This window comes from Methylobacterium haplocladii (assembly GCF_007992175.1).
In the GTDB taxonomy this organism is placed as follows: domain Bacteria; phylum Pseudomonadota; class Alphaproteobacteria; order Rhizobiales; family Beijerinckiaceae; genus Methylobacterium; species Methylobacterium haplocladii.
Window position 1 is genome coordinate 19568 of sequence record NZ_BJZT01000042.1, and the last position, 20499, is coordinate 40066.

Consider the following 20499-nt stretch of genomic DNA (forward strand, 5'->3'; position numbering starts at 1 on the left):
ACCATGCAGATCGCCACGCCCTACCTGATGTTCCTGGGCGACGTGCCTGACCGGCTGGCGGCCAAGACCGCCTACGGCATCAGTGACTGGCGCCCCGAATGGTGCATCGGCCAGATCCGCATGCCCCACTGCGCCGCCGATCTCGGCATCCCGGATCTGACGCTGGCCGAGGCCGTCGAGAAGGGCTGCCGGACGATGGTCGTCGGCGTGGTCAATGCAGGCGGTACGCTCCCGAAGCACTGGGTCTCCGAGATCGTGGCGTCGCTGGAGGCCGGGCTCGACGTGGCGAGCGGACTGCACGTGCGCCTCGGCTCGATCCCCGAGATCGCGGAGGCCGCGCGCGCCAACGGCCGCCAGCTCCACGACGTCCGGCACAGCGACGAGACCTTCGACACCGGCAAGGGCACCAAGCGGCCGGGCCTCCGGCTGCTGACCGTCGGCACGGATTGCTCGGCCGGCAAGAAATATGCGGCCCTCGCCCTGGAGCGCGGCATGCGCGCGCGTGGCTTCGATGCGGATTTTCGGGCGACCGGACAGACCGGCGTGTTCATCTCCGGCCGCGGCGTCGCCATCGACGCGGTGGTGGCCGATTTCATCTCCGGCGCCGTCGAGTGGATCGCGCCGGCCGCTGATCCGGAGCACTGGGACCTGATCGAAGGCCAGGGTTCGCTCTTCCACCCCTCCTTCGCCGGCGTCAGCCTCGGCCTGCTGCACGGGGCACAGCCGGATGCCTTCGTGATCTGCCACGAGCCGACCCGCACGACCATGCGCGGGGTCCAGCACCCGCTGCCGTCGATCGCCGACGTGATCGCCCTGACGGTCACCTGCGGGCGGCTCACCAACCCGAAAATCCGGCCGGTCGGCATCGCCGTGAACACGCAGGCGCTGGACGAGGCCGAGGCCCGCCGCCTCCTCGACGTTCTGGCCGAGGAGCACGATCTTCCGGCGACCGACCCGGTCCGCTTCGGCGTCGAGGCCATCGTCGACCGCATCGCGGTCGAGTTCCCTGGGGAGGCCTGAGCCATGGCGCGCCGCCTCACCGTCGCCGTCGAGCGCTTCCCGATCGCCGGCGCGTTCACCATCGCCCGCGGCAGCCGAACCGAGGCCGTGGTCGTCGTCGCTACGATCGGGGACGGCGCGGTTCGCGGGCGCGGTGAGTGCGTGCCCTATGCCCGCTATGGCGAGACCGTCGAGAGCGTGAGCGCGCTGATCCAGGAGCAAGCCCAGGCCGTCGCCGACGGTGTCACGCCCCGGGACCTCTCGGAGCGGATGAAGCCGGGGGCGGCGCGCAACGCCCTCGACTGCGCTCTCTGGGACTTCGAAGCCAAGCGCACCGGCACCCCAGCCTGGCAATTGCTGGGTCTCGGCGAGCCGTCACCCGTGACGACGGCCTACACACTGAGCCTCGGCGATCCCGACTCCATGGAGGCCGCCGCCCGCAAAGCCGCGCATCGCCCGTTGCTGAAGGTCAAGCTCGGGGGGGAGGGCGATCCGGCCCGCATCGCCGCCGTCCGCCGCGGCGCACCGGATTCGCGTCTGATCGTGGATGCGAACGAGGCCTGGCGACCCGAGACCATCTTGGGCAACCTCGCGGCCTGCACGGCGGCCGGCGTCGGGCTGATCGAGCAGCCGCTGCCGGCGGGCGAGGACGCGCTCCTCGAAACCATAGACCGCACCATCCCGATCTGCGCCGACGAGAGCCTGCACGATCGCGCCGGGCTCGACGCCCTGGCCCGGCGCTACGACGCCATCAACATCAAGCTCGACAAGGCCGGCGGCCTCACCGAGGCGAGGCTGCTGGCCAAGGAGGCGCGGGCGCGCGGCCTGACGCTCATGATCGGCTGCATGGTCGGCACCTCGCTGGCCATGGCGCCGGCGATGCTGCTCGCGAGCCAAGCCGCCTATGTCGACCTCGACGGGCCGCTGCTGCTGGCCCGCGACCGCGAGCCGGGTCTGCTCTACGAGGGCAGCCTCGTGCATCCGCCGCTGCCCGAGCTTTGGGGGTAGGAGCTTGACGGCCTCGGCGCCCCGGGATGACCGCGCGACCGAGCCGGAAACGGTGACCCGATCGCATCCAGACCTCAGCGCAGGTCGCTTCCGCGCCAGTCCGGCCGGCGGTCGACCGCCATCAGGGTGTCGCGGGAGGCGGTGTCGGTCGAGAGCCGCTTCACCAGTTCCGCAGTAACGGCCTGGGTCGCGGCGGCGCGCATCTCGGTCGGCAGGGCTCCCGCCAACGCCGTGATCTGCACGCTCTGGCGCTCGGCCATCGCCGTGAGCTCTCCGGTCGGCGGGACGCTGCCGTCCCGTTGCAGCGCGAAGTAGGACAGCGCGCCGATCGCCAGGGCCGCGCGCAGGATGAACGACATGGTGCGACCTTCCGGATGCGGGGCGTCGTGCTCGGACCAGGAGCGTTTCGAGCCCCACCATCTCACTCGACGGTGAACCGCGTCCGATCTGTCCGGCGGAAAGCGCGGGCGTGGTGAACGAAGCCTTGTCCGGGTCGCATCGCCCTTCGGAAATCGGCGAAACGCGAGGCGCATGGCTGTGGACAAGTGCCGCGGCGACATCGCCCCGAGGCCTCCGCCGCTCATCATCGGCATCATGCCGACTCGATCTGATGCTTTCGCTTCATCGTCACTTAAACCGGGTCTGCGACGGTCTGCGTCAGTTGAACCGATGTGTTTGAGGGACGCGACATCCGGCCGTTGTTCACGGCCGACCGCGTTGCGCGTGGTGAGTTTGCGTATCGACACGACCCTGGCGACCCTGTTCGATGCCCGCCTCGCGGGTCTCGTGCACGACTCGGCTCTCGAAGAGCCCGGCATGCGCTTCCGGCATGAGCGGTTCCTGGTCTCGCGGCTCGCCACGGGCGCGGTGATGATGGCGGCGCTGCCGCCGTACCTGCTGTGGCGCGGCGTGCCGAGCGGCATCGAGGCCCTCGGCGTCGCCTCGCTGTTCCTGCCGGTGCTGGCCGCTGCCGTGCTGTCGCGGACCGGCATTCTCTGGATCGCTCACGCTCTGTCCTCGGCCGGTCTCACCGGCGTCGTAGTGTGCTTGGCGGCGCTGACGGGCGGTTCGAGCTCGGCCGCCGCGCTCTGGCTGGTGGCGATCCCGCTGGAGGCGCTGGTGTCCGGCTCCATCCGGGCGACCGTCGCCGCGGCGCTGATCGCTGCACTCGGTGCGCTCGCCGTCGCCTTCTCGGGACAGTTCGATCTCACCGCCCAGGCCATCGGCTGGCCGAGCGCCATCGCCATGCCGCTCTTCGCCATCACGGCGATCGGGCACATCTCGGCCCAGGCCATCGAGCACCTGCGCCGCGAGGGCGAATGGCGCGCCCGCATGCGCGACAACGAGGCCCGCGACCGTCTGCTGCTCTCGGCGATCGACGACCTCGTCACCTGGCACGACGCCAACGGCCGCGTGCTGGAGGCCAGCGCCTCCGCGGCGAAGTTCGTCGGCGTCGAGCCCGGCCGCCTGCGCGGCCTCGGCCTGCTTGACCGCGTCCACATCCACGATCGTCCGGCCCTGCTGAAGGCGATCAGCGACGTCGCGGCGAGCGGCGAGCCGGTCACCGTTCCCTTTCGTCTCCACCTCGACACGCCGAGCGCCGACGGCAGCCGCGCGATTTTCGCCGAGATGCGTGCGCATCGGATCGAGGCCGGCCTCGGCGGGGCGAACGCGGCCACCGTCGTCGCCGTCACCCGCGACGTCTCGGAGCATCACCGCCACGCGGCCGAACTCGACAAGGCCCGCGCCGATGCCGAACGGGCCGACGCCGTGAAGAGCCGCTTCCTCGCCACCGTCAGCCACGAGTTGCGCACGCCGCTCAACGCCATCATCGGCTTCTCGGAAGTGCTCGGTGGGGCGGGCGCCTGCACGCTCACCGCTGAGCGTTCCAAGGAATACGCCGACATCATCGCCAATTCGGGCCGGCATCTGCTCGGTGTCGTGAACACGCTGCTCGACATGTCGCGGATCCAGAGCGGCCATTTCGAGTTCGAGCCCGAAGCCCTCGACGTTGGCGAGCTCGTCGCCGGTTGCTGCGACCTGATGCAACTGAAGGTGGACGACGCCGGCATCCGGCTGGTGCGCGGTGTCATCCCGCACGGCAGTGCGATCAACGCCGATGCCCGTGCCTGCCGGCAGGTTCTGATCAACCTGATCTCGAACGCCGTGAAGTTCACGCCGAAGGGTGGCCGGATCGAGGTCGGCGTCAGGCGCGGAGCGAGCTATCTCGATCTCGTGGTGAGCGACACGGGAAGCGGCATCGCCGAGGCGGACCTGCCGCGCATCGGCGATCCCTTCTTCCAGGCCAATGGCGGCTACGAGCGGGCGCATGAGGGCACCGGTCTCGGCCTGTCGGTGGTGCGCGGCCTCGTCGGACTGCACGGCGGCTCGATCTCGATCGAGAGCGCCCCGGGCCGGGGAACCACCGTCTCGGTGACGCTGCCGCTCGATCCGCGCCGCAGCTCGACACCGTCCGAGCCAGCGCCGATCCGGACCGCCATCCGCGGCGCGGCGCCGGCCTCCGGCCCGGCCCCGACCGTGGTGCGCCTGCCGATCGGCCTGTTCGACGACGAGACCCTGCCGAGCCGCGAGAGCGCGATGCCGCTCAAGCGGGCCGGTTGACGACCTTGAGCCGCCGGCGATCCACCGCCGCGGCTGTCCGACCCATCGAGAGATCGCTTTGATGCGCGAGCCAACAACGCGGCGGGACCAGCGCGAGATCGTCGTCCCCCGCGACATGCGTCCCGGCAATTCGGCGGCCAAGGCCGCGCCGCACCGTGCTGCCCGCACCGTGGCGACCGGCTCCGCAGCCGGCGAGTTCCTTGCGACGGTGGCTGCCATCGGTCGCTGGACGGGCCGCGTCTGCACGACCCGACCGGGCGAGACGCTCGGCTCCGTGGCGGCCCTGGTGGCTGTCGGCTACGTCACGGTGAATGCCCTGGGCTTCCAGGCAGGTCGCCACCCGGCCCCGATCCTGCCGCAGCCGGCCGCGCAGGCTCCAGCGGCTAAGGCACCATCGGCTCCTGCTCAACCTGCACAGGCCTCCGTAGAGCCGGCAGCGAAGGACAAGCCCGAGGCGAAGCATGCGGAGAAGGCACCCGCGCGCGACGCCATCGGCGATATCCTGCGCTCGGCCGGCGACACCACGGCCTCGGTGACGCCGAAGCCCGTCGACAAGGTCGCACAGGCACAGCGCGCGTTGTCGAAGCTCGGCTACGGCGCGATCAAGGCGGACGGCATGATGGGACCGGCCACCAGGGCCGCCATCGAGAAGTTCGAGCGCGACCGAAAGCTGCCGGTGACGGGCGAGGCCTCGGGCCGCACGCTTCGGGAGCTCGCCTCCAAGGCCGGCTCGGCCAAGGGCTGAGTCTGGTCGAGGGCGTGCAACCGCGCCAGCGACGCGCTATCGCGGCTCATGCCTCGTCTCCGCGCCGATTTCTGGGTGTCCGCACATCTGCGCCGACTCGGCGTCGAGGGCATTCCTGCCGTCCAACGACGGCGCGGGTCGGCAGAGGCCGGAGCGATCTTCATCAAAGTCGACAGACTCGACGGGACTGCCGACCTCTACGGCCCGGCACCCCAGGCGCTGATCGCAGCGGATGACGGCGAGCGGCGTTTTTCTGTCATGCTGACCGGTGCGGACAGCCCCGACGTCGAGGCCCGCATCGCCAAGGAGATCCGCTTCGACGAGGACCTCTGGATCATCGAGATCGACGACCGCGACGGCCGCCACGGCCTCGAACTGGTGACGTGATCCGGGCGATTGCTTCGCGATGGGGATTTCGACTTAGCTTAGTGGCCGCGCGGGCTTAACGATACGCTTTCGAAATGGATCATTCGGACGGCGTATCAGACCGTCTGGCGTGCGCGGCTGGGCAGGATGATGTTGCGCGACGAAATCCGCTCGGCCTGCTGACGCGGCTTGGCGGTGTCGGGCGCATAATAGGGGCGGTGTTCGGCGCCCGAGCCCCGTTCCGGCAGCTTCACGTCGAGGATCGCACCGAGGAGATCGCGGGCGGCAGGGCGGGTCAGCGAGCGGAAGAGCTGCACCAGCTCGAACACCCGGTCGGCCGAGCGGGCGACGGTGCCGTTCAGCGTCAGGAAGACGTAGACAGCCTGCGCCTCGCTGAGGTCGGCCGCGCGGAGCGCCAGCGTCAGCAGGTCGTAACGCGATGACGGGTTCGGTGCCGAGCCGAGGAAGCCGTTCGGCAGGCCGAGGGCGTCGGCGAGCGCCGCCAGAAATCCTTTCACGTCGCCGCCACGCGACAGCCCGGTGAGTACCGTGCCGATGTCACGCGGGGCCTGCGGGTGAAACCGCAGGGCGGCGGTGGCGGCGATGCTGTCGTGGATCTTCTTGCGAAGCGGCACCTCCGCATGCAGCCAGAGCGGCGCGAGGTCGGCGGCCGCGATGTCGCGCCGTCCGAGCAGGGTCTCTGCGAGCTCCGTCTCGCGTCGCGCCCGGATCGTCAGGCGGTCGAGCGTCGCGCGATCGAGGCGTGCGTGCGAGTCGCGGGCAAGGGCCAGGTCGGTGACTTCGGGGTCCGGCGCGTTCCGTCGCTCGCGCTCGGCACGGGCGGCGATGGCGTGGCCGATATCGCTGCCCGAGGAAATTGCCGAGGCGACGACGGTGGGGCCGACGACGGCGGCTGCGTCGATCACGGTCTCGCAGACGGCGCCGCCCCGGGCGGCCAAGGCCGCGAGTACGGTCTGGGGCGTCTCGGGGCAGGGGGCGAGCTTCCTCGCGACGGTGAGCGCGGTCTCGTCATCCACGATCGGGATCAGCCCGGTCGCGAGCGAGGCGAAGGCGGACAGCACCGCCCGGTCGCGGATCGGCGCGGCCAGGAACAGGTCGGTCTGCACCCGCAAGATGACCGGCTTGAGGTCGAGCCCCGGATCGCGGGACAGCTCGATGAGGCCGGTCATGTCCGGCGCGTCTATGACGGATGAGGTCATGGGCTTTCGATTACGCAGAACTCGCTAAGGTCACGTTAGGCGAGTTTGCGTGAATCGAGCTTTAAGCCCGCCGAATCGAAACTGTCCCGGCAGCGCTCACGACAGGCCGCGAAGCGGCGGCGCTTCGCCGCTGCCGGTAGCCTCGCCGGATTTGAAGACGGGCAGAACCGGCGGCGTGCCGCTGTCGATCAGGTAGGCACTGCCGGCGACCGGATCGGCCTTCGGCAGCGGTGTCCAGTTCGCGCTCGCGATGCCGTCCGCCGACGCGGCGAGGGCTTTTCCGTCGTGCGAGCCGTGGCCGGGAGACGGCTGGTGTTCTTCGTCACCGTCCTCCGGGCCGCCCAGCAACTCTGGCGGGGTCTTCCAGACGAAGGCGTCGACGCGGCCCGAAACGGGCGAGACCGGCGCCCAACGCTCTGACGTCAGGCCGTCGGCGATCCAGACCGGGTCGCGCGGGGCCCGGGCAGCGCGCGACAGCCACTCGCGGGCGCGGCCGGTATCCTTGCCGTGCTCGGTCTGCTCGATCCGCGCCATCATCATGCAGGCGCGCACCGTTGGGCGGTCGGCGACGAGGGGGGCCATCACCTCGCGGGCCTTGGCGAATTCCCGCGCCTCGCTGGCGGCCTGGGCGACGGCGAGGCGGGATTCGGGATGCCAGGTCGAGAGCCGCGCCAGGGTCTCGGCACGAGCCAAGCGGTCCTGCGTCGAGTCGCCGGGGCGCAGGCCGAGATAGACCTTGGCGAGGTCGGGATGCGGTTCGGCCTTCCAGGCGGTCTGGACGACCTTCGCCGCCTTGCGCAAATCGCCCTTCCGCGCGAGCAGACGCCCGGCGATGCAGGCGGCCGGCACCAGTTCCGGCGCGAGGCTGACGGCCTTCTGTGCTTGGACCAAAGCCGTGTCCGGCTCGCCGGCCTCATGGATCTGGGCGGAGGCCGTGAGCAGGACCGCGCGCTGGCGGCGGGCGGATTGCTTGTCCAGAAGGCCGAGGGAGGCGCGGCGTTCCACGGTTTCCGTCGCTGCCGACCAGTCCCCGTCGGCGCATTGCGCTTCGAGCACGGCCTCGTTGGCCCAGGTCACGCTCGGAGCGAGACGCGCAGCTTCCATGGCGTAGGCGCGGGCGGCAGGCTCGTCTTCGCGGCGGCGGGCCTCGACGTAGAGGCCGCGCAGGCCGAGCACCCGCGTCTCCGGGTCTTCGGCCATGCTCCGGAAAGCCTTCTCGGCTGCGTCCCGATCACCGGAGATCTGAGCCGCCTGCGCCTTGAGCAGGAGCGTCAGCGGCTGCGCGCCGAGCAGGCGCTCGGCATCGCCCGCATGGCGCTTGGCCGCCAGCGGATCGCCAGACCCCACCGCGATCATGCCGCGCGAGAGCGCCGACATGCCCTTGGCCCGGCGACGTTCACGCGTCGAGCGACTAAGAAAAGACGGTAGCCCGATCACGCCGCGCACCACCGCGAGGATGAGGCCGATGACGAGGGCCGCGATCAGGATGCCGACGAGGGCGACCGCGAGGCTGACACCGATCTGATATCCGCTCCAGACGATGGTGACCGTACCGGGATGATCGGCGACCCAGACGGCGCCGTAGGCAGCGAGCGCCAGAAGGGCGAGGAAGACGAGAGCGCGCCACATTCGGTCAAGAACTCCTGGGCGTCCGGGAGCCGGATCCCGCGGGATCGTCGGCGCCGAGGCGTTGAATGGGATGTCGAGCCGGGAGCGGAGCGGCGTCCGCGTCCTCGGCCCGTGCCGTTATGCGCCGCCCCACAGCCGGGTCGGCGCTCTGGAACGCGAACGACACGCTCAGCGGCCGCCGGCCGGCGCCGACAGCGCCTTGAACGCCTCGGCCTGCAGAGACTGTGCGGCGGCGCGGGCGTCTGCGGCGGATTTCAGCCGGGCGCCGAAATCCTTGGCCTGCGCCCGGATATCCTCGGGCAGGGCGGCAAAGGCCTTGGCCGCATCGCCGAGACGACCGTGGTCCAGCGCCTCCTGAACCTTCGCCTCGGGCTCGTCGTCGGCCGTCGGCGCAGCCGAGGCCGCTCCGCCGACCGAGGTGCCGCCCGGTGCGACGCGCTTCACCTGCACCACGGATTCCGCCATGCTCATCAGCCGGTCGCCGATGCTGCCGCTCGAGGCGAGCGAGGCCGCTCGGGCCGAACGCCGGGCCGCCGCGATCTTATCGGCGATCGGCCGGAACTCATCGGCAAGCGCCGCTGCGGTCGGCGCGCCGGTATCGGCAAAGGCCGCGAGCGGTTGGAGCCCCGCGCCGTCTCCGGCATCGTTGCCGCGCAGGCTGCCGAGGGCGTCGGCAAACGGCGCACCGGTCACGAGGGCGTCCGAGATGCGGTTTGCCGCAACGACGCGCAGCGTCGCCTGCACGGTCGCCGCCTTGGCGCTGGCATCGACGGACTTGTCGAGGGCGGCGATGCGCTCGGCCTGCTCCTGCAGACGGCGATCCACCGCCTTGGCGGCTTCCTCGGCCTGGGTCTTGCTCGCCTCGGCCGTCTGGCGGCTCGCCTGCGTGACCTGCTGGACCGCCTCGGTGGCGGCCGCGACCCGCCCGTCGAGGGATTGCTGCAGCTGATCGAGGCGCTGGCCGAGCGCCTTATCGGCCGCCTCGTTCGCCTTGGCGCGGGTCTCGACGTCGCCCTGCATGGCGGCGAGCTTCGGCGCGAGGTCTTCCTCGGGGACCGCGGGTGCGCCCTGCGCCTGACCCTTGGTCTCCAACGCCTTGAGGCGCACGTCGAGATCGGCGAGCCGGACAGTCTCGTCACCGTTCTGCGTTGCCCCGAGCTTTGCCTCCGAGCCCTGCTCGCGGGCCGGCTCCTCCTGAAGGGCCGAGACGCGCTGGTCGAGGGCATCGAGCCGGGCGACGAGGTCGGTCGGTGGCGCCGGAGCGGGCGCCGATCCTTCGGCCGTCGGGGCGGCGGGGGCTCCACCGGTCTTCTGGAGCGCCTGATCGGCCTTCTCGCCCGCGGAGGATGCCGCTGCCTGAGCCTTGGTGACGGCCTCGGGAAGCGGCTTCAGCGCCGCCTCGTTGGCGGCGACACGCTTGTCCAGCGCCGCCACGGCGTCGCCTGGTGCGAGCGCAGCGATGCGTTTGTCGAGGGCGTCGAGCCGCGCCGCTTGCCCCTTCAGCGCCAGCAGGCCCGATTGGGCCAGCAGGAACAAGAGGAGCGCGCCGACCACCCCGCCGATGAGGCCCGACGCCGCGAGTGCGCCGAAACCCGGCCCCGATCTGGCGGCAGCAATGCCGGGGGCTGCCGACGCGGTCGGCTTGGCGCCGCCGGTATCCTTGCCCGGGCCCTTGCTACCGGCCGGATCGGCGCCGCGATTGGCCTTGAGGTCGAGGATCGGTCCGTCGGTCAGAGCGTCCTCGGGTTTCACCCGCGTCGCGCCCGTTGCGGCACCTCCTGACGACGCCGCGCCGGCGCCCGAACTCGGCTTCACGCCGTCCTTGGTCGCGTCAGCACCGATAGCGCTGCTCCCGGTGGCGCCGGACTTGGCGGGCGCCTCGGGCTTGGCCATGCCGGAACTTGGCGCGGGTGACGCGGGCGGGATTGCGCTGCTGCCGGTTGCTGCGGATTTCACCGGCTGCGTGGGCGAGGCGGCGGTGCCGGACGATTTCACCGGATCAGCCGAGCTGCTTTTCGGAGTCGCAGACGGAGTGGCGGAGGCCGGGCCGCTCTTACTGGAACTCGTCGACCAGACCGTATTGGGCCCGGAACTAGCGGGTTTCGTGGAGGAATCCCTGCCGGTGGCGCTGGCCGAGGTCGTGGATGGGTTCGGGATCGCGTTCTGCGCCGACGCGCCGGCTCCCCCAGAGCCTGGCTTCGCGGGTTCCACGCCGGTCGCTGGGGACTTTGCGGGTTCCGCGCTGCCGGACTTGGAAGGATCTGAAGCGGAAGCCGATGGCGTCGTCTCGGCTGGCTTGGCGCCGGCGGCGACCGTGCCGCCCGCCGCACCGGGCTTCGCCGGCTCTGCCGCCTTCGGAGCCTCGGACGGCTTCGGCGTCGCGCTCGACGGCATCGTGCTGCTGCCGGCCGCACCGGGCTTGGCCGGAGCCGCGCTCGGCGTGGCCGAAGCCGGCTTGCCGGAGGTGTCGCCCGGTCGACTTGTGGGCTTGCCGCGCTCGTCTGCCGATGAAGTCACGGGCGTGTCATCCCTTTCGTTAGGCCTGCCATCGGCGACGGCATCGTCGATGCCGCGGCCCCGGAGCCCCTATTTTCCGGCGTCGGCTTACCACCGACGGTCCCGTCCGGACGAGGACGCCCTCAGGCCGGATGCGGAAGACCGGCCAGGAGCGCTTCCTCGCTCGGCCGCGCCGCAACGAAATGGGCCACGAGACCGGCCTCGACCAGGGGTACGGCCACGTCTGCCGACAGGCAGTAATGTTCCACCATCCGAAACGCTCCGTCGAGTCCGGCGGTTTGTGCGAGCTGGAGCGTCGTCGCGGTGCTGCGACGAGAGAAATGCAGCGCTGCGGCGAGGCTGCGGTCGCGCAACGCCTCGGCGACGGCGAGAGGCAGCATATCGACCGGCCGCGCCGCATAGGCTTCCCACACGATCACCCGATAGCCGGCCGCGCCGAGGCTCGCGCCCGGCTCCGCCTTCCGATCCGCACCGGCGATGTGGAGCAGCGAGGCGCCCGTCGGCAGGCTGGCCTGGACGCGCCGTGCCAGAGCCTCCGCGTCGCCTTCCGCTGCGATCACGCGCGCAATGCCGGCGGCTCTTGCCGCGTCCGCCGTTCTTCCGCCGACGGCGAAGACCGGTACGTCTGCCGCGAGGCCGCTCCCGGCAAGCATCCCGGCGCTCTGCCCGCTCGTGATCAAAACGCCGTCGAAAGCGCCGCTGGGCCTCGGCGCCTCGGTCGCCATCACGACGAGCACGGGAGCGACGAGCGGCCGATGCCCGAGGGCCCGCAACCGTTCCGCCGTTCGCGCGGCGCCCGGTTCCGGCCGGGCCACCCAAATTCGCATGGCCCTCTCCGTCGTATTGGGCTCGCTGTTCCCTCGGATCGTTCTGCCGTAAACCCTCGAACCATCCTTTGCCATGTACACTTGGCCGGTACATTTGGCCCATCCTCGGCGGACCCGGCTCGTCGGTCGCCCAGCGAGCGGAACGCGATGAAGATCCTCGGCATCGAAACCACCTGCGACGAGACCGCCGCCGCGGTCGTGACCACCTCCGACGGGGACGGGCAGAGCGGCCGCATCCTCTCGAACGAGATCCTGAGCCAGATCGCCGAGCACGCGGCCTATGGCGGCGTGGTGCCCGAGATCGCGGCCCGCGCCCATGTCGAGGTGCTCGACCGCCTGATCGCTCGCGCCCTGGACAAGGCCGGCACCACCCTCGCCGATGTCGACGGCATCGCGGTCGCGGCCGGTCCCGGACTGATCGGCGGCGTGCTGGTCGGGCTGGTGACGGCGAAGGCGCTGGCGCTCGTCGCGCGCAAGCCGCTGCTGGCAGTGAACCACCTGGAGGCGCACGCGCTGACGCCGCGCCTCACCGACGGGCTAGCCTTCCCCTACCTGCTGCTGCTCGCCTCGGGCGGCCACACCCAGCTCGTCGCGGTGAAGGGCGTGGGCGATTACGTCCGCCTCGGCACCACCATCGACGACGCCATCGGCGAAGCCTTCGACAAGGTCGCGAAGCTGCTCGGCCTCGGCTATCCGGGCGGTCCCGAAGTCGAGCGCATGGCCGAGACCGGCAATCCCGAGCGCTTCGCCCTGCCGCGTCCGATGCTCGGCCGGCGCGAGGCCGACTTCTCCCTCTCCGGCCTCAAGACGGCTTTGCGGATCGAGGCCGAGCGCATCGCGCCGCTCGCCCGCACCGATGTCGCCGACCTCTGTGCGAGCTTCCAGGCGGCCGTAGTCGACGTGGTGGCCGATCGTGTCCGTGTGGCGCTGCGTGGCTTCGACGTCGTTGCCGGGCGCCCGACCGCGCTGGTTGCCGCCGGCGGCGTCGCAGCCAATGGTGCGATGCGCCGCGCGCTTGCGGCACAGGCTGGACAGGTCGGCCTGAGCTTCGTCGCCCCGCCAGTGGCGCTTTGTGGCGACAACGGCGCGATGATCGCGTGGGCCGGCCTGGAACGCCTCCGTGCCGGCCTCGTCGACGACCTCACCGCTCCCGCCCGCGCCCGCTGGCCCTTCGCCGCACCACCGGCCACGGCTGCCTGAGGGACCACGCTCTCCGAGACCCGCGTCGTCTTAGCGCTTCGCGGCCTCGGATCGACATGAGCCTGCGAGCAACCGCCCGGCCGACGAAAGTCACGCCGTTGACGACGGTGGCGAGAGGATCGAGGGTGCGCCCGAGATCAGGCCGGGAGGCACCATGAGCGTCGAGAACGGACGAGCCAACCGCGTCGCCGTGGTCGGCGGCGGTTCATGGGGCACCGCGCTGGCGAACGCTGCGGCCTGCGCGGGCCGGGAAGTCACGATCTGGCTGCGCGATCCCGCCAGCGCCGACCGGTTGCAGAAGACCCGCGACAACACCCGTTACCTGCCCGGCATCCCGCTGCACGATCAGGTCCGCGCCACGAGCGACGAGGTGAGTCTCGCCGGGGCCGGGACGGTGCTGGTCGTGACGCCGGCACAGACGCTTCGCGAGGTGCTGGGCCAGCTCGGGCCGCATCTCGGTGGCGCGGCCCTGGTGCTCTGCGCCAAGGGCATCGAGCGCGGTACGGATTCCTTCATGAGCGGCGTCGCCGCCGCGGTTCTGCCGGCGGCGACCGTCGCGGTCCTCTCAGGCCCGAGCTTCGCCACCGACGTCGCCCGCGGCCTGCCGACCGCCGTGACGCTCGCCTGCGCCGACGGGGCGGAGGCGGCCCGGCTCGCCGGACTCATCTCCGGGCCGGCCTTCCGGCTCTACCACACCGACGACGTGCGCGGTGTCGAGATCGGGGGCGCCGGGAAGAACGTGCTGGCCATCGCCTCGGGGATCGTCGCCGGACGCGGCCTCGGCGAAAGCGCCCGCGCCGCCCTCATCGCCCGCGCCTTCGCCGAGCTGATGCGATTCTCCAAGGCCTATGGCGGACGGCCCGAGACATTGATGGGCCTGTCCGGTCTCGGCGATCTCGTGCTGACGGCCTCCTCGCCGCAATCGCGCAACTTCGCCTTCGGCGACCGCCTCGGCCGCGGCGCCTCGCCCGAAAAGGCCTCCGGCGGCAAACTCGCCGAGGGCGCCTTCACCGCCGCAGCCCTCATCGATCTCGCCCGCGCCAAGGGCGTTGAGATGCCGGTGGCGGAGGCCGTGGCCGACGTCGTCTCGGGCGCCTCGGACGTCGACCGGGTTGTGGCGCGGCTGCTGGCACGGCCGCTGAAGGGGGAGACGGAGTGAGCGGGGCGACAGGCCCGATCCACGCCTTCCTCGCCGGCCACGGCCGCGACGGCAGCGGGCGCAGCCTGGCCGATGTCCTCGCCTTCGACGATGCCCGCATCGAGGGTGTCCACGACTTCATCCAGTGGTGTTTCCCGCTGCCCGAGGCGAGCCGCGCCGTGTCGGGCGCTCCGGTGCTGACCGGGACGGAGGCCCGCGCGATCCGCGACGATCCTCGGGCGCTGGACGGCTTGCGCGCCATGCTCGACCGGATGCGGCGGTTCTATGCGGAGACGGATGGCTGGCTTCGCCCCTACGACCACAACCATCTGCGGATCACGCGCATCCTCGCGGCCGTCCGCACGCTCGTCGGCCCATCCGACGCGGACGCCTTCCATCGGTTCGTCTGCGAGCGCAACGCGCAGGCCGGCGCCCCGATCAATGCGGACAGCCTCGCGTTCTGGCGGCGAGCGCTGCAGGGCTGACGCGCCCTCGGAGACGGTGCGGGCCGTATCAATCGGCGCCCGCCGCCAGCGCTTTCGTCCGGGCTTTCGTCAACGCGGCCAGGAGAGCGTCCCGGTCCGTCGCCGGAAAGGCTTCGCGGGCAAAGGCGGCGAAGGCGTCCGGGTAGACCAGCCAAGCCCGCTGCGTCCGCCGGATGCCATCCTTGCCGTGAGGGAGCGCGTCAGGATCGTCCTTCGCCTTCATCAGTTTGCCGTAGGCTCTGTTCAGTGCCGCATCGGCGTCGGCGAACGAGGATGTCCCGTCCGGCGATCGTCCGGCCGCGAGTTGCTGGAGCAACCCGACGAACGCGCTCTGCTGCTGCGCCTTCGCCTCGACTTGAAAGGCACCGCTGCCGCTTCCCCGCGGATCGACCTCGTTCTCGGACACGGCCTCGGCGTAGGTGTCGGCGGTGGTGCGGAGATGGGCGAAGGCGGCCTTGCGCTGCGGTGGCCAGGCCGCCGTGAGCCGCGCGACGTCCGCATCACGGCGTGCCGCTTCCAGCCGCGCGCCGTGCGACGCGCAGAGACCCATCATGTAGCCGCTGGTCAGGTCGTCGCAGATGTCGAAATCGCGGCCCGCCCAATGCTCGGCGCGGAGACGGTCGAGATGGAGTACGCGGCCGTCGATCTCGGCCGGCGCCCCGTCGATCCGGCAGGCGAGGGCGATGGCGAGGTCGAGATCGCGCGGCGCGCCGAGGCCGTTGGCGTAGATCGTCATCAGCAGGCTCCGGCCCTCGAAGGGCGAATCCGCGTCGGGCGCCTGCCGTGCCGCCTGCCTCAGGGCGCAGGCGTGCGCGGTGACGGGGTCCGCCTTGCGGCCGATGCCGTAATAGAGGGCTTCCGCGTCGCAATCCGGAGCGGCGACGGCCGCGACCTCGGGCAACCGGGCCGATTTCGCGGATCGGCATATGGCCTTGGAACGCTCGTAGCCGCTGGTGAAGGCACGGGTGTCGTCGCCCCACTCGGCAGCTATTGCAGGGGGACCGAGAGGGGCGGCTGCAATCAGCAGCGGCACGAGAAACGATCGCATGGGATGCTCCTTCCGGTGCAGCTTCCGGCCCTCATGCGCAGCGTGTAGACGATCCCGGTCTGCGAGCGGAGCCCCACCCGATGGCCTACTGGCTGTTCAAGTCCGAGCCCTCCACTTGGTCCTGGGACATGCAGGTCGAGGCCGGGGAGGGCGGCACGGAATGGACCGGCGTGCGCAACCACCTCGCCAAGAACCAGATGCAGGCGATGGCGGTCGGCGAGCGCGGCTTCTTCTACCATTCGAACGAGGGCAAGGCCGTCGTCGGCATCGTCGCGGTGGTCAAGCCCTATCACCCGGACCACACCGATGCCTCCGGCCGCTTCGGCATGGTCGACATCAAAGCCGTGAAGCCGTTGCCGAAGCCCGTCACCCTCGATGCGATCAAGGCCGAGCCGCGGCTGAAGGACATGGTGCTCGTCAACAACTCGCGCCTGTCGGTGCAGCCGGTGACGCAGGCCGAGTGGGTCGCGGTCTGCGAGATGGGCGGGTTGGCCGAGCCCTGACATCTCACGAACGTGAAACACGACCGCTTGCGTTCTGCCGGGATCCGGCGCTCGCCTTCCACCAACGACCACGGAGACGACTCGCATGGCTCCCCGCGAACCCCTGCTCGAGCCGGTGCCGATCGCCGAGCTACGCCCCACCCAGATGACCGTCGGCCTTCGCGAGGTCGCGGAGAAGCGCAAGCGCTGGCGCGAGCACGATCCCGACACGAAGGCTGCCTTCCTCGGCTCGCACATGATCCCGGTGCTGCTGGGGCCGAAGAAGCATCACTACGTCATCGACCACCACCACCTCGCCCGCGCGCTGCAGGAGGAGGGCGTAGAGCACGTGGCGGTCACGGTCGTCGCCGACCTGCACAAGCTCGACAAGGACGCGTTCTGGACGGTGGCCGACCACAAGGCCTGGGTTCACCCCTACGATGCCGACGGCGTCCGCGCCGCGTTTTCGGACATCCCGAAAAAGATCACCGACCTCGCCGACGATCCTTTCCGAAGCCTTGCGGGCGAACTGCGCCGCGCCGGCGGCTTCGCCAAGGACACCACGCCGTTCAGCGAGTTCCTCTGGGCCGATTTTTTGCGGCGGCGGATCAAGCGCAAGGCCGTCGAGAACGACTTTACGGCCGTGCTCGAAGAGGCGCTGAGCCTCGCGAAGTCGCCCGATGCAGGGTATCTGCCGGGATGGTGCGGGCCGGTTTCGAACTGACCGGACCCGAGCTCCCGCATCACGACGGAGCTCGCTACAGGCGCGCCCCCTTCCTCTCGTTCAGACTCCGAAAACCATACCGCGCCCTATCGCCCTGATCGTCCGGCCGATGTGCGCCAGCGCAGATCCAGCTCGTATGGCCAAGCCTAAACCGCAGCGCTTGGAACGAGCGAAACAGGGTCATGCGGTACAAGGTCTGTCTGGTGTTCACGCTGGTCGCGTTCGTGATCGGCGGACGCGCTCCCGGGATCCGTGAACTGCGCAATCCGGATGCGGAGCATGGCCCTGGCGCCCGCACCGCGATCGCCTTGAAACGCGGCGTGGGCTGAGGCGAACCTTCCCCTCGGCTTTTGCCGCCGGCGGAACTAAGCCTCTGTTCCATGCAATGGACCGACGACGGTCTCGTGCTCGGCCTGCGCAAGCACGGTGAGACGGGCGTCATCCTCGAACTCATGACGGCAGGGCACGGGCGCCATCTCGGCCTCGTGCATGGCGGCCGGTCGCGCCGGATGCAGCCGATGCTCCAGCCCGGCAACACGCTCCATGCCACGTGGCGGGCGCGGATCGACGAGTCGCTCGGCTCCTATACGGTGGAGCCGACGCGCCTCGTCGCCTCCCGGCTGATGGGGTCGGCCCTGGCGCTCTACGGCATCGGCCATCTGGCGGCGCTGCTGCGGCTTTTGCCCGAGCGCGATCCGCATGTGGGGCTCTACGATGCGGCGCAGGTGCTGGTGGAGCATCTCGGCGACCGCCGTATTGCGCCGGCGCTGATGGTGCGGTTCGAACTCGCGATATTGGCCGAACTCGGCTTCGGCCTCGATCTCAGCGCCTGCGCGGCATCCGGCGGCAACGACCAATTGATCTACGTCTCGCCGAAGAGCGGACGGGCCGTCAGCGCCTCGGCCGGCGAGCCCTATCGCGACAGGCTCCTGACGCTGCCGGCTTTCCTGCGCGACCGCTCTGGCGTACCGGACGAACGGGACGTCGCGGACGGGTTCGGCTTGACCGGCTACTTCCTCAACCAGCACATCTGGGAGCCACGCGGTTTGCGGTCCCCGGAGGAGCGTGCGCGATTCGTCGCCGCCGGTATCGAGCCAACGGCTTGATGTTCGTGTTATGTTCCACGTGAAACATCGATTGGGGTCAAGGGATGGGCGAGGCTTTCGAGCCGCCGAGCGATGACGGCATCCAGAGCGTCGAGCTGAAATCGGCGCTGGAGGACCGCTACTACGCCTATGCGCTCTCCACGATCATGCACCGGGCGCTGCCCGATGCCCGCGACGGGCTGAAGCCGGTCCACCGACGCATCCTCTACGGCATGCGGCTACTGAGGCTCGACCCGAATACGGCCTTCAAGAAGTGCGCAAAGATCGTCGGCGACGTGATGGGCGATTTCCATCCGCACGGCGATCAGGCGATCTACGACGCCCTGGTGCGGCTTAGCCAGGACTTCGCCCAGCGCTATCCGCTGGTCGACGGGCAGGGCAATTTCGGGAACATCGACGGTGATGGGCCGGCCGCCTACCGCTACACCGAGGCGCGGCTCACCGAAGTCGCCCGCCTGCTGCTCGACGGGATCGACGAGGACACCGTCGATTTCCGTGCGTCCTACAACGGCGAGAAGGACGAGCCGGTCGTGCTGCCGGCGGCCTTCCCGAACCTCTTGGCCAACGGTTCGCAGGGCATCGCCGTCGGCATGGCGACCTCGATCCCGTCGCACAACGCGGCCGAGCTCTGCGACGCCGCGCTCTACCTGATCCAGAATCGGGAAGCCTCTTCGGAGCAGCTCTGCACCTTCGTGCAGGGACCGGACTTCCCCACGGGCGGCATCCTCATCGACAGCCGGGAATCGATCCGGGAAGCCTACCGCACCGGGCGCGGCGGTTTTCGCGTGCGGGCGCGCTGGGCGAAGGAAGACCTCGGCCGGGGAACCTGGACCATCGTCGTCACCGAGATCCCCTACGGCATCCCGAAGTCGCGGCTGATCGAGAAGATGGCCGAGCTGCTGCAGGAGAAGAAGCTGCCGCTGCTCGCCGACGTGCGCGACGAATCGGCGGAGGACGTCCGTGTCGTCCTGGAGCCGCGCTCGCGCAGCGTCGACCCGGTGCTGCTGATGGAATCTTTGTTCCGCATCACCGAGCTCGAAGCGCGCATCCCGCTGAACCTCAACGTTCTCGTCGGCGGCCTCGTGCCCCGCGTGATCGGGCTGGCCGAGTGCTTGCGCGAATGGGTCGACCATCGCCGCGTCGTGCTGCAGCGCCGCTCGCGCCACCGCCTCGGCCAGATCGAGCGGCGCCTGGAGATCCTCGGCGGCCTGCTCATCGTCTATCTCGACCTCGACGAGGTCATCCGCATCATCCGGGAGGAGGACGAGCCGCGACCGGCCCTGCAGAAGCGCTTCGAACTCACCGAACTCCAGGCCAACGCGATCCTCGACACCCGCCTGCGCTCGTTGCGCAAGCTCGAAGAGATGGAGCTGAAGCGCGAGTTCGAGGGACTGACGAAGGAGAAGGAGGGGATCGAGGAGCTGCTCGGCTCCGAAAAGCTCCAGTGGAGCGATATCACCAAGCAGATCCGCGCGGTGAAGAAGGCCTTTGGCCCCGAGACCAAGCTCGGCAAGCGGCGCACGACCCTCGAAAACCCGCCCGATACCGCCGGCATCGACTTCAGCCAGGTGATGGTCGAGCGCGAGCCGGTCACCGTCATCGTCTCGCAGAAGGGCTGGATCCGCGCGCTGAAGGGTCACGTCGCCGATCTGTCGAGCGTCGCCTTCAAGGGCGACGACAGCCTGAAGGTCAGTTTTCAGGCCGAGACGACATCGAAAGTCCTGGTGCTGACCTCGAACGGCAAGGTCTTCACGCTTGAAGCCTCGAAGTTGCCGGGCGGACGCGGCTTCGGCGATCCGATCCGGCTGATGGTCGACCTCGACGACGGCACCGAGATCGTCGCAGCGTTGCCCTACAAGCCGGAAAGCCGGCTGCTCATCGCCGGCAGCGACGGCCGCGGCTTCGTCGCGCCGGCCGACGCACTCGTCGCCAACACCCGTAAGGGCAAGGGCATTCTCGGCCTCGACGACGATGCCAAGGCGGCGTTCCTGGTCCAGGCCGAGGGCGACCACGTCGCGGTGTGCAACACCGAGAAGCTGATGCTGGTGTTTCCGATCAGCGAACTCGCCGAACTCTCGCGCGGCAAGGGCGTGCGCCTGCAACGCTGCCGCCAGAGCGTCCTCAGCGACGGCTGCGTCTTTTCCCTCGCGGAGGGCCTACCCTGGCGCGACGCCACCGGTGCGACGCGGCTCGCCAACGCGCAGGTGCTGGAGAAGTGGCTCGGCCACCGCGCCGAGGTCGGCACGCTGATGACGCGCAGTTTTCCGCGGTTCGATCGGTTCGGGAAGTAGGCGAGCGGCCCGGCGGCCCTAACCTCGCAACCCCCGGATCTCACCAAAGTCGTGTGGCACGATCACCGGCGGTGTCCGCCGGGCGTCGGAGC

General features: G+C 70.3%; 19 protein-coding genes. 13 read left to right on the forward strand and 6 right to left on the reverse strand.

What is annotated here, in order from left to right; all coding sequences use genetic code 11:
• Positions 1-3 precede the first annotated feature (3 nt).
• Positions 4-1020, forward strand: a complete 1017-nt coding sequence (gene dgcN, locus MHA02_RS18860; RefSeq protein ID WP_147081599.1) for an N-acetyltransferase DgcN — start codon at positions 4-6, stop codon at positions 1018-1020.
• Between the two features lie 3 nt (positions 1021-1023).
• The gene (gene dgcA, locus MHA02_RS18865; protein WP_147081601.1) at positions 1024-2007 is read left to right on the forward strand and encodes an N-acetyl-D-Glu racemase DgcA; all 984 of its coding nucleotides are present in this window, start codon (positions 1024-1026) and stop codon (positions 2005-2007) included.
• Positions 2008-2081: 74 nt separating this feature from the next.
• Here the strand turns inward: dgcA and MHA02_RS18870 are convergent, their stop codons facing one another.
• Entirely contained in the window at positions 2082-2366 is a 285-nt protein-coding gene (locus tag MHA02_RS18870; RefSeq protein ID WP_147081603.1) for a hypothetical protein, read from the reverse strand.
• A gap of 364 nt (positions 2367-2730) precedes the next feature.
• Between MHA02_RS18870 and MHA02_RS18875 the strand changes: the two genes are divergently transcribed.
• From MHA02_RS18875 to MHA02_RS18885, 3 genes are all read left to right on the forward strand, one after another.
• Positions 2731-4629, forward strand: a complete 1899-nt coding sequence (locus tag MHA02_RS18875) for a sensor histidine kinase (RefSeq protein WP_147081605.1) — start codon at positions 2731-2733, stop codon at positions 4627-4629.
• 61 nt (positions 4630-4690) lie between these two features.
• Entirely contained in the window at positions 4691-5374 is a 684-nt protein-coding gene (locus MHA02_RS18880; RefSeq protein WP_147081607.1) for a peptidoglycan-binding domain-containing protein, read from the forward strand.
• A 48-nt stretch (positions 5375-5422) separates the two neighbouring features.
• Positions 5423-5761: a DUF1491 family protein gene (locus tag MHA02_RS18885; protein ID WP_147081609.1), complete on the forward strand. Its 339-nt coding sequence runs from the start codon at positions 5423-5425 to the stop codon at positions 5759-5761.
• Positions 5762-5856: 95 nt separating this feature from the next.
• Here the strand turns inward: MHA02_RS18885 and MHA02_RS18890 are convergent, their stop codons facing one another.
• From MHA02_RS18890 to MHA02_RS18905, 4 genes are all read right to left on the reverse strand, one after another.
• Positions 5857-6960 (reverse strand): hypothetical protein, encoded by a 1104-nt coding sequence (locus MHA02_RS18890; protein ID WP_147081611.1) that lies wholly within the window; start codon positions 6958-6960, stop codon positions 5857-5859.
• Positions 6961-7056: 96 nt separating this feature from the next.
• The gene (locus MHA02_RS18895) at positions 7057-8589 is read right to left on the reverse strand and encodes a heme biosynthesis protein HemY (protein ID WP_147081613.1); all 1533 of its coding nucleotides are present in this window, start codon (positions 8587-8589) and stop codon (positions 7057-7059) included.
• Between the two features lie 168 nt (positions 8590-8757).
• The gene (locus MHA02_RS18900; protein ID WP_174804688.1) at positions 8758-10482 is read right to left on the reverse strand and encodes a hypothetical protein; all 1725 of its coding nucleotides are present in this window, start codon (positions 10480-10482) and stop codon (positions 8758-8760) included.
• A 746-nt stretch (positions 10483-11228) separates the two neighbouring features.
• Positions 11229-11933 carry a uroporphyrinogen-III synthase gene (locus MHA02_RS18905; RefSeq protein ID WP_147081615.1) on the reverse strand — a complete coding sequence of 235 codons (705 nt, stop codon included), beginning with the start codon at positions 11931-11933 and terminating at the stop codon, positions 11229-11231.
• A gap of 147 nt (positions 11934-12080) precedes the next feature.
• Between MHA02_RS18905 and tsaD the strand changes: the two genes are divergently transcribed.
• The 3 genes from tsaD (at position 12081) to MHA02_RS18920 (ending at position 14756) form a co-directional block, all read left to right on the forward strand.
• Complete coding sequence (gene tsaD, locus MHA02_RS18910; RefSeq protein ID WP_147081616.1) at positions 12081-13133, forward strand: tRNA (adenosine(37)-N6)-threonylcarbamoyltransferase complex transferase subunit TsaD; 1053 nt, start codon at positions 12081-12083, stop codon at positions 13131-13133.
• Between the two features lie 154 nt (positions 13134-13287).
• Positions 13288-14292: an NAD(P)H-dependent glycerol-3-phosphate dehydrogenase gene (locus MHA02_RS18915; RefSeq protein ID WP_147081618.1), complete on the forward strand. Its 1005-nt coding sequence runs from the start codon at positions 13288-13290 to the stop codon at positions 14290-14292.
• Positions 14289-14756: a hypothetical protein gene (locus MHA02_RS18920; RefSeq protein WP_147081620.1), complete on the forward strand. Its 468-nt coding sequence runs from the start codon at positions 14289-14291 to the stop codon at positions 14754-14756. The genes MHA02_RS18915 and MHA02_RS18920 overlap by 4 nt, the downstream gene beginning before the upstream one ends.
• 28 nt (positions 14757-14784) lie before the next feature.
• Here the strand turns inward: MHA02_RS18920 and MHA02_RS18925 are convergent, their stop codons facing one another.
• Positions 14785-15804: a lysozyme inhibitor LprI family protein gene (locus MHA02_RS18925; RefSeq protein ID WP_147081622.1), complete on the reverse strand. Its 1020-nt coding sequence runs from the start codon at positions 15802-15804 to the stop codon at positions 14785-14787.
• Between the two features lie 80 nt (positions 15805-15884).
• Between MHA02_RS18925 and MHA02_RS18930 the strand changes: the two genes are divergently transcribed.
• From MHA02_RS18930 to parC, 5 genes are all read left to right on the forward strand, one after another.
• A complete protein-coding gene (locus MHA02_RS18930) occupies positions 15885-16307 on the forward strand; it encodes an EVE domain-containing protein (protein WP_147081624.1) in 423 nt (140 codons plus the stop codon).
• 85 nt (positions 16308-16392) lie between these two features.
• Positions 16393-17010 (forward strand): ParB-like protein, encoded by a 618-nt coding sequence (locus MHA02_RS18935; protein ID WP_147081626.1) that lies wholly within the window; start codon positions 16393-16395, stop codon positions 17008-17010.
• Positions 17011-17192: 182 nt separating this feature from the next.
• Positions 17193-17339, forward strand: coding sequence for a hypothetical protein (locus MHA02_RS22280; RefSeq protein ID WP_170249347.1), 147 nt, complete (start codon positions 17193-17195; stop codon positions 17337-17339).
• A gap of 51 nt (positions 17340-17390) precedes the next feature.
• Positions 17391-18116: a DNA repair protein RecO gene (gene recO, locus MHA02_RS18940; protein WP_147081628.1), complete on the forward strand. Its 726-nt coding sequence runs from the start codon at positions 17391-17393 to the stop codon at positions 18114-18116.
• Between the two features lie 44 nt (positions 18117-18160).
• Complete coding sequence (parC, locus tag MHA02_RS18945) at positions 18161-20407, forward strand: DNA topoisomerase IV subunit A (RefSeq protein ID WP_147081630.1); 2247 nt, start codon at positions 18161-18163, stop codon at positions 20405-20407.
• Positions 20408-20499 lie beyond the last annotated feature (92 nt).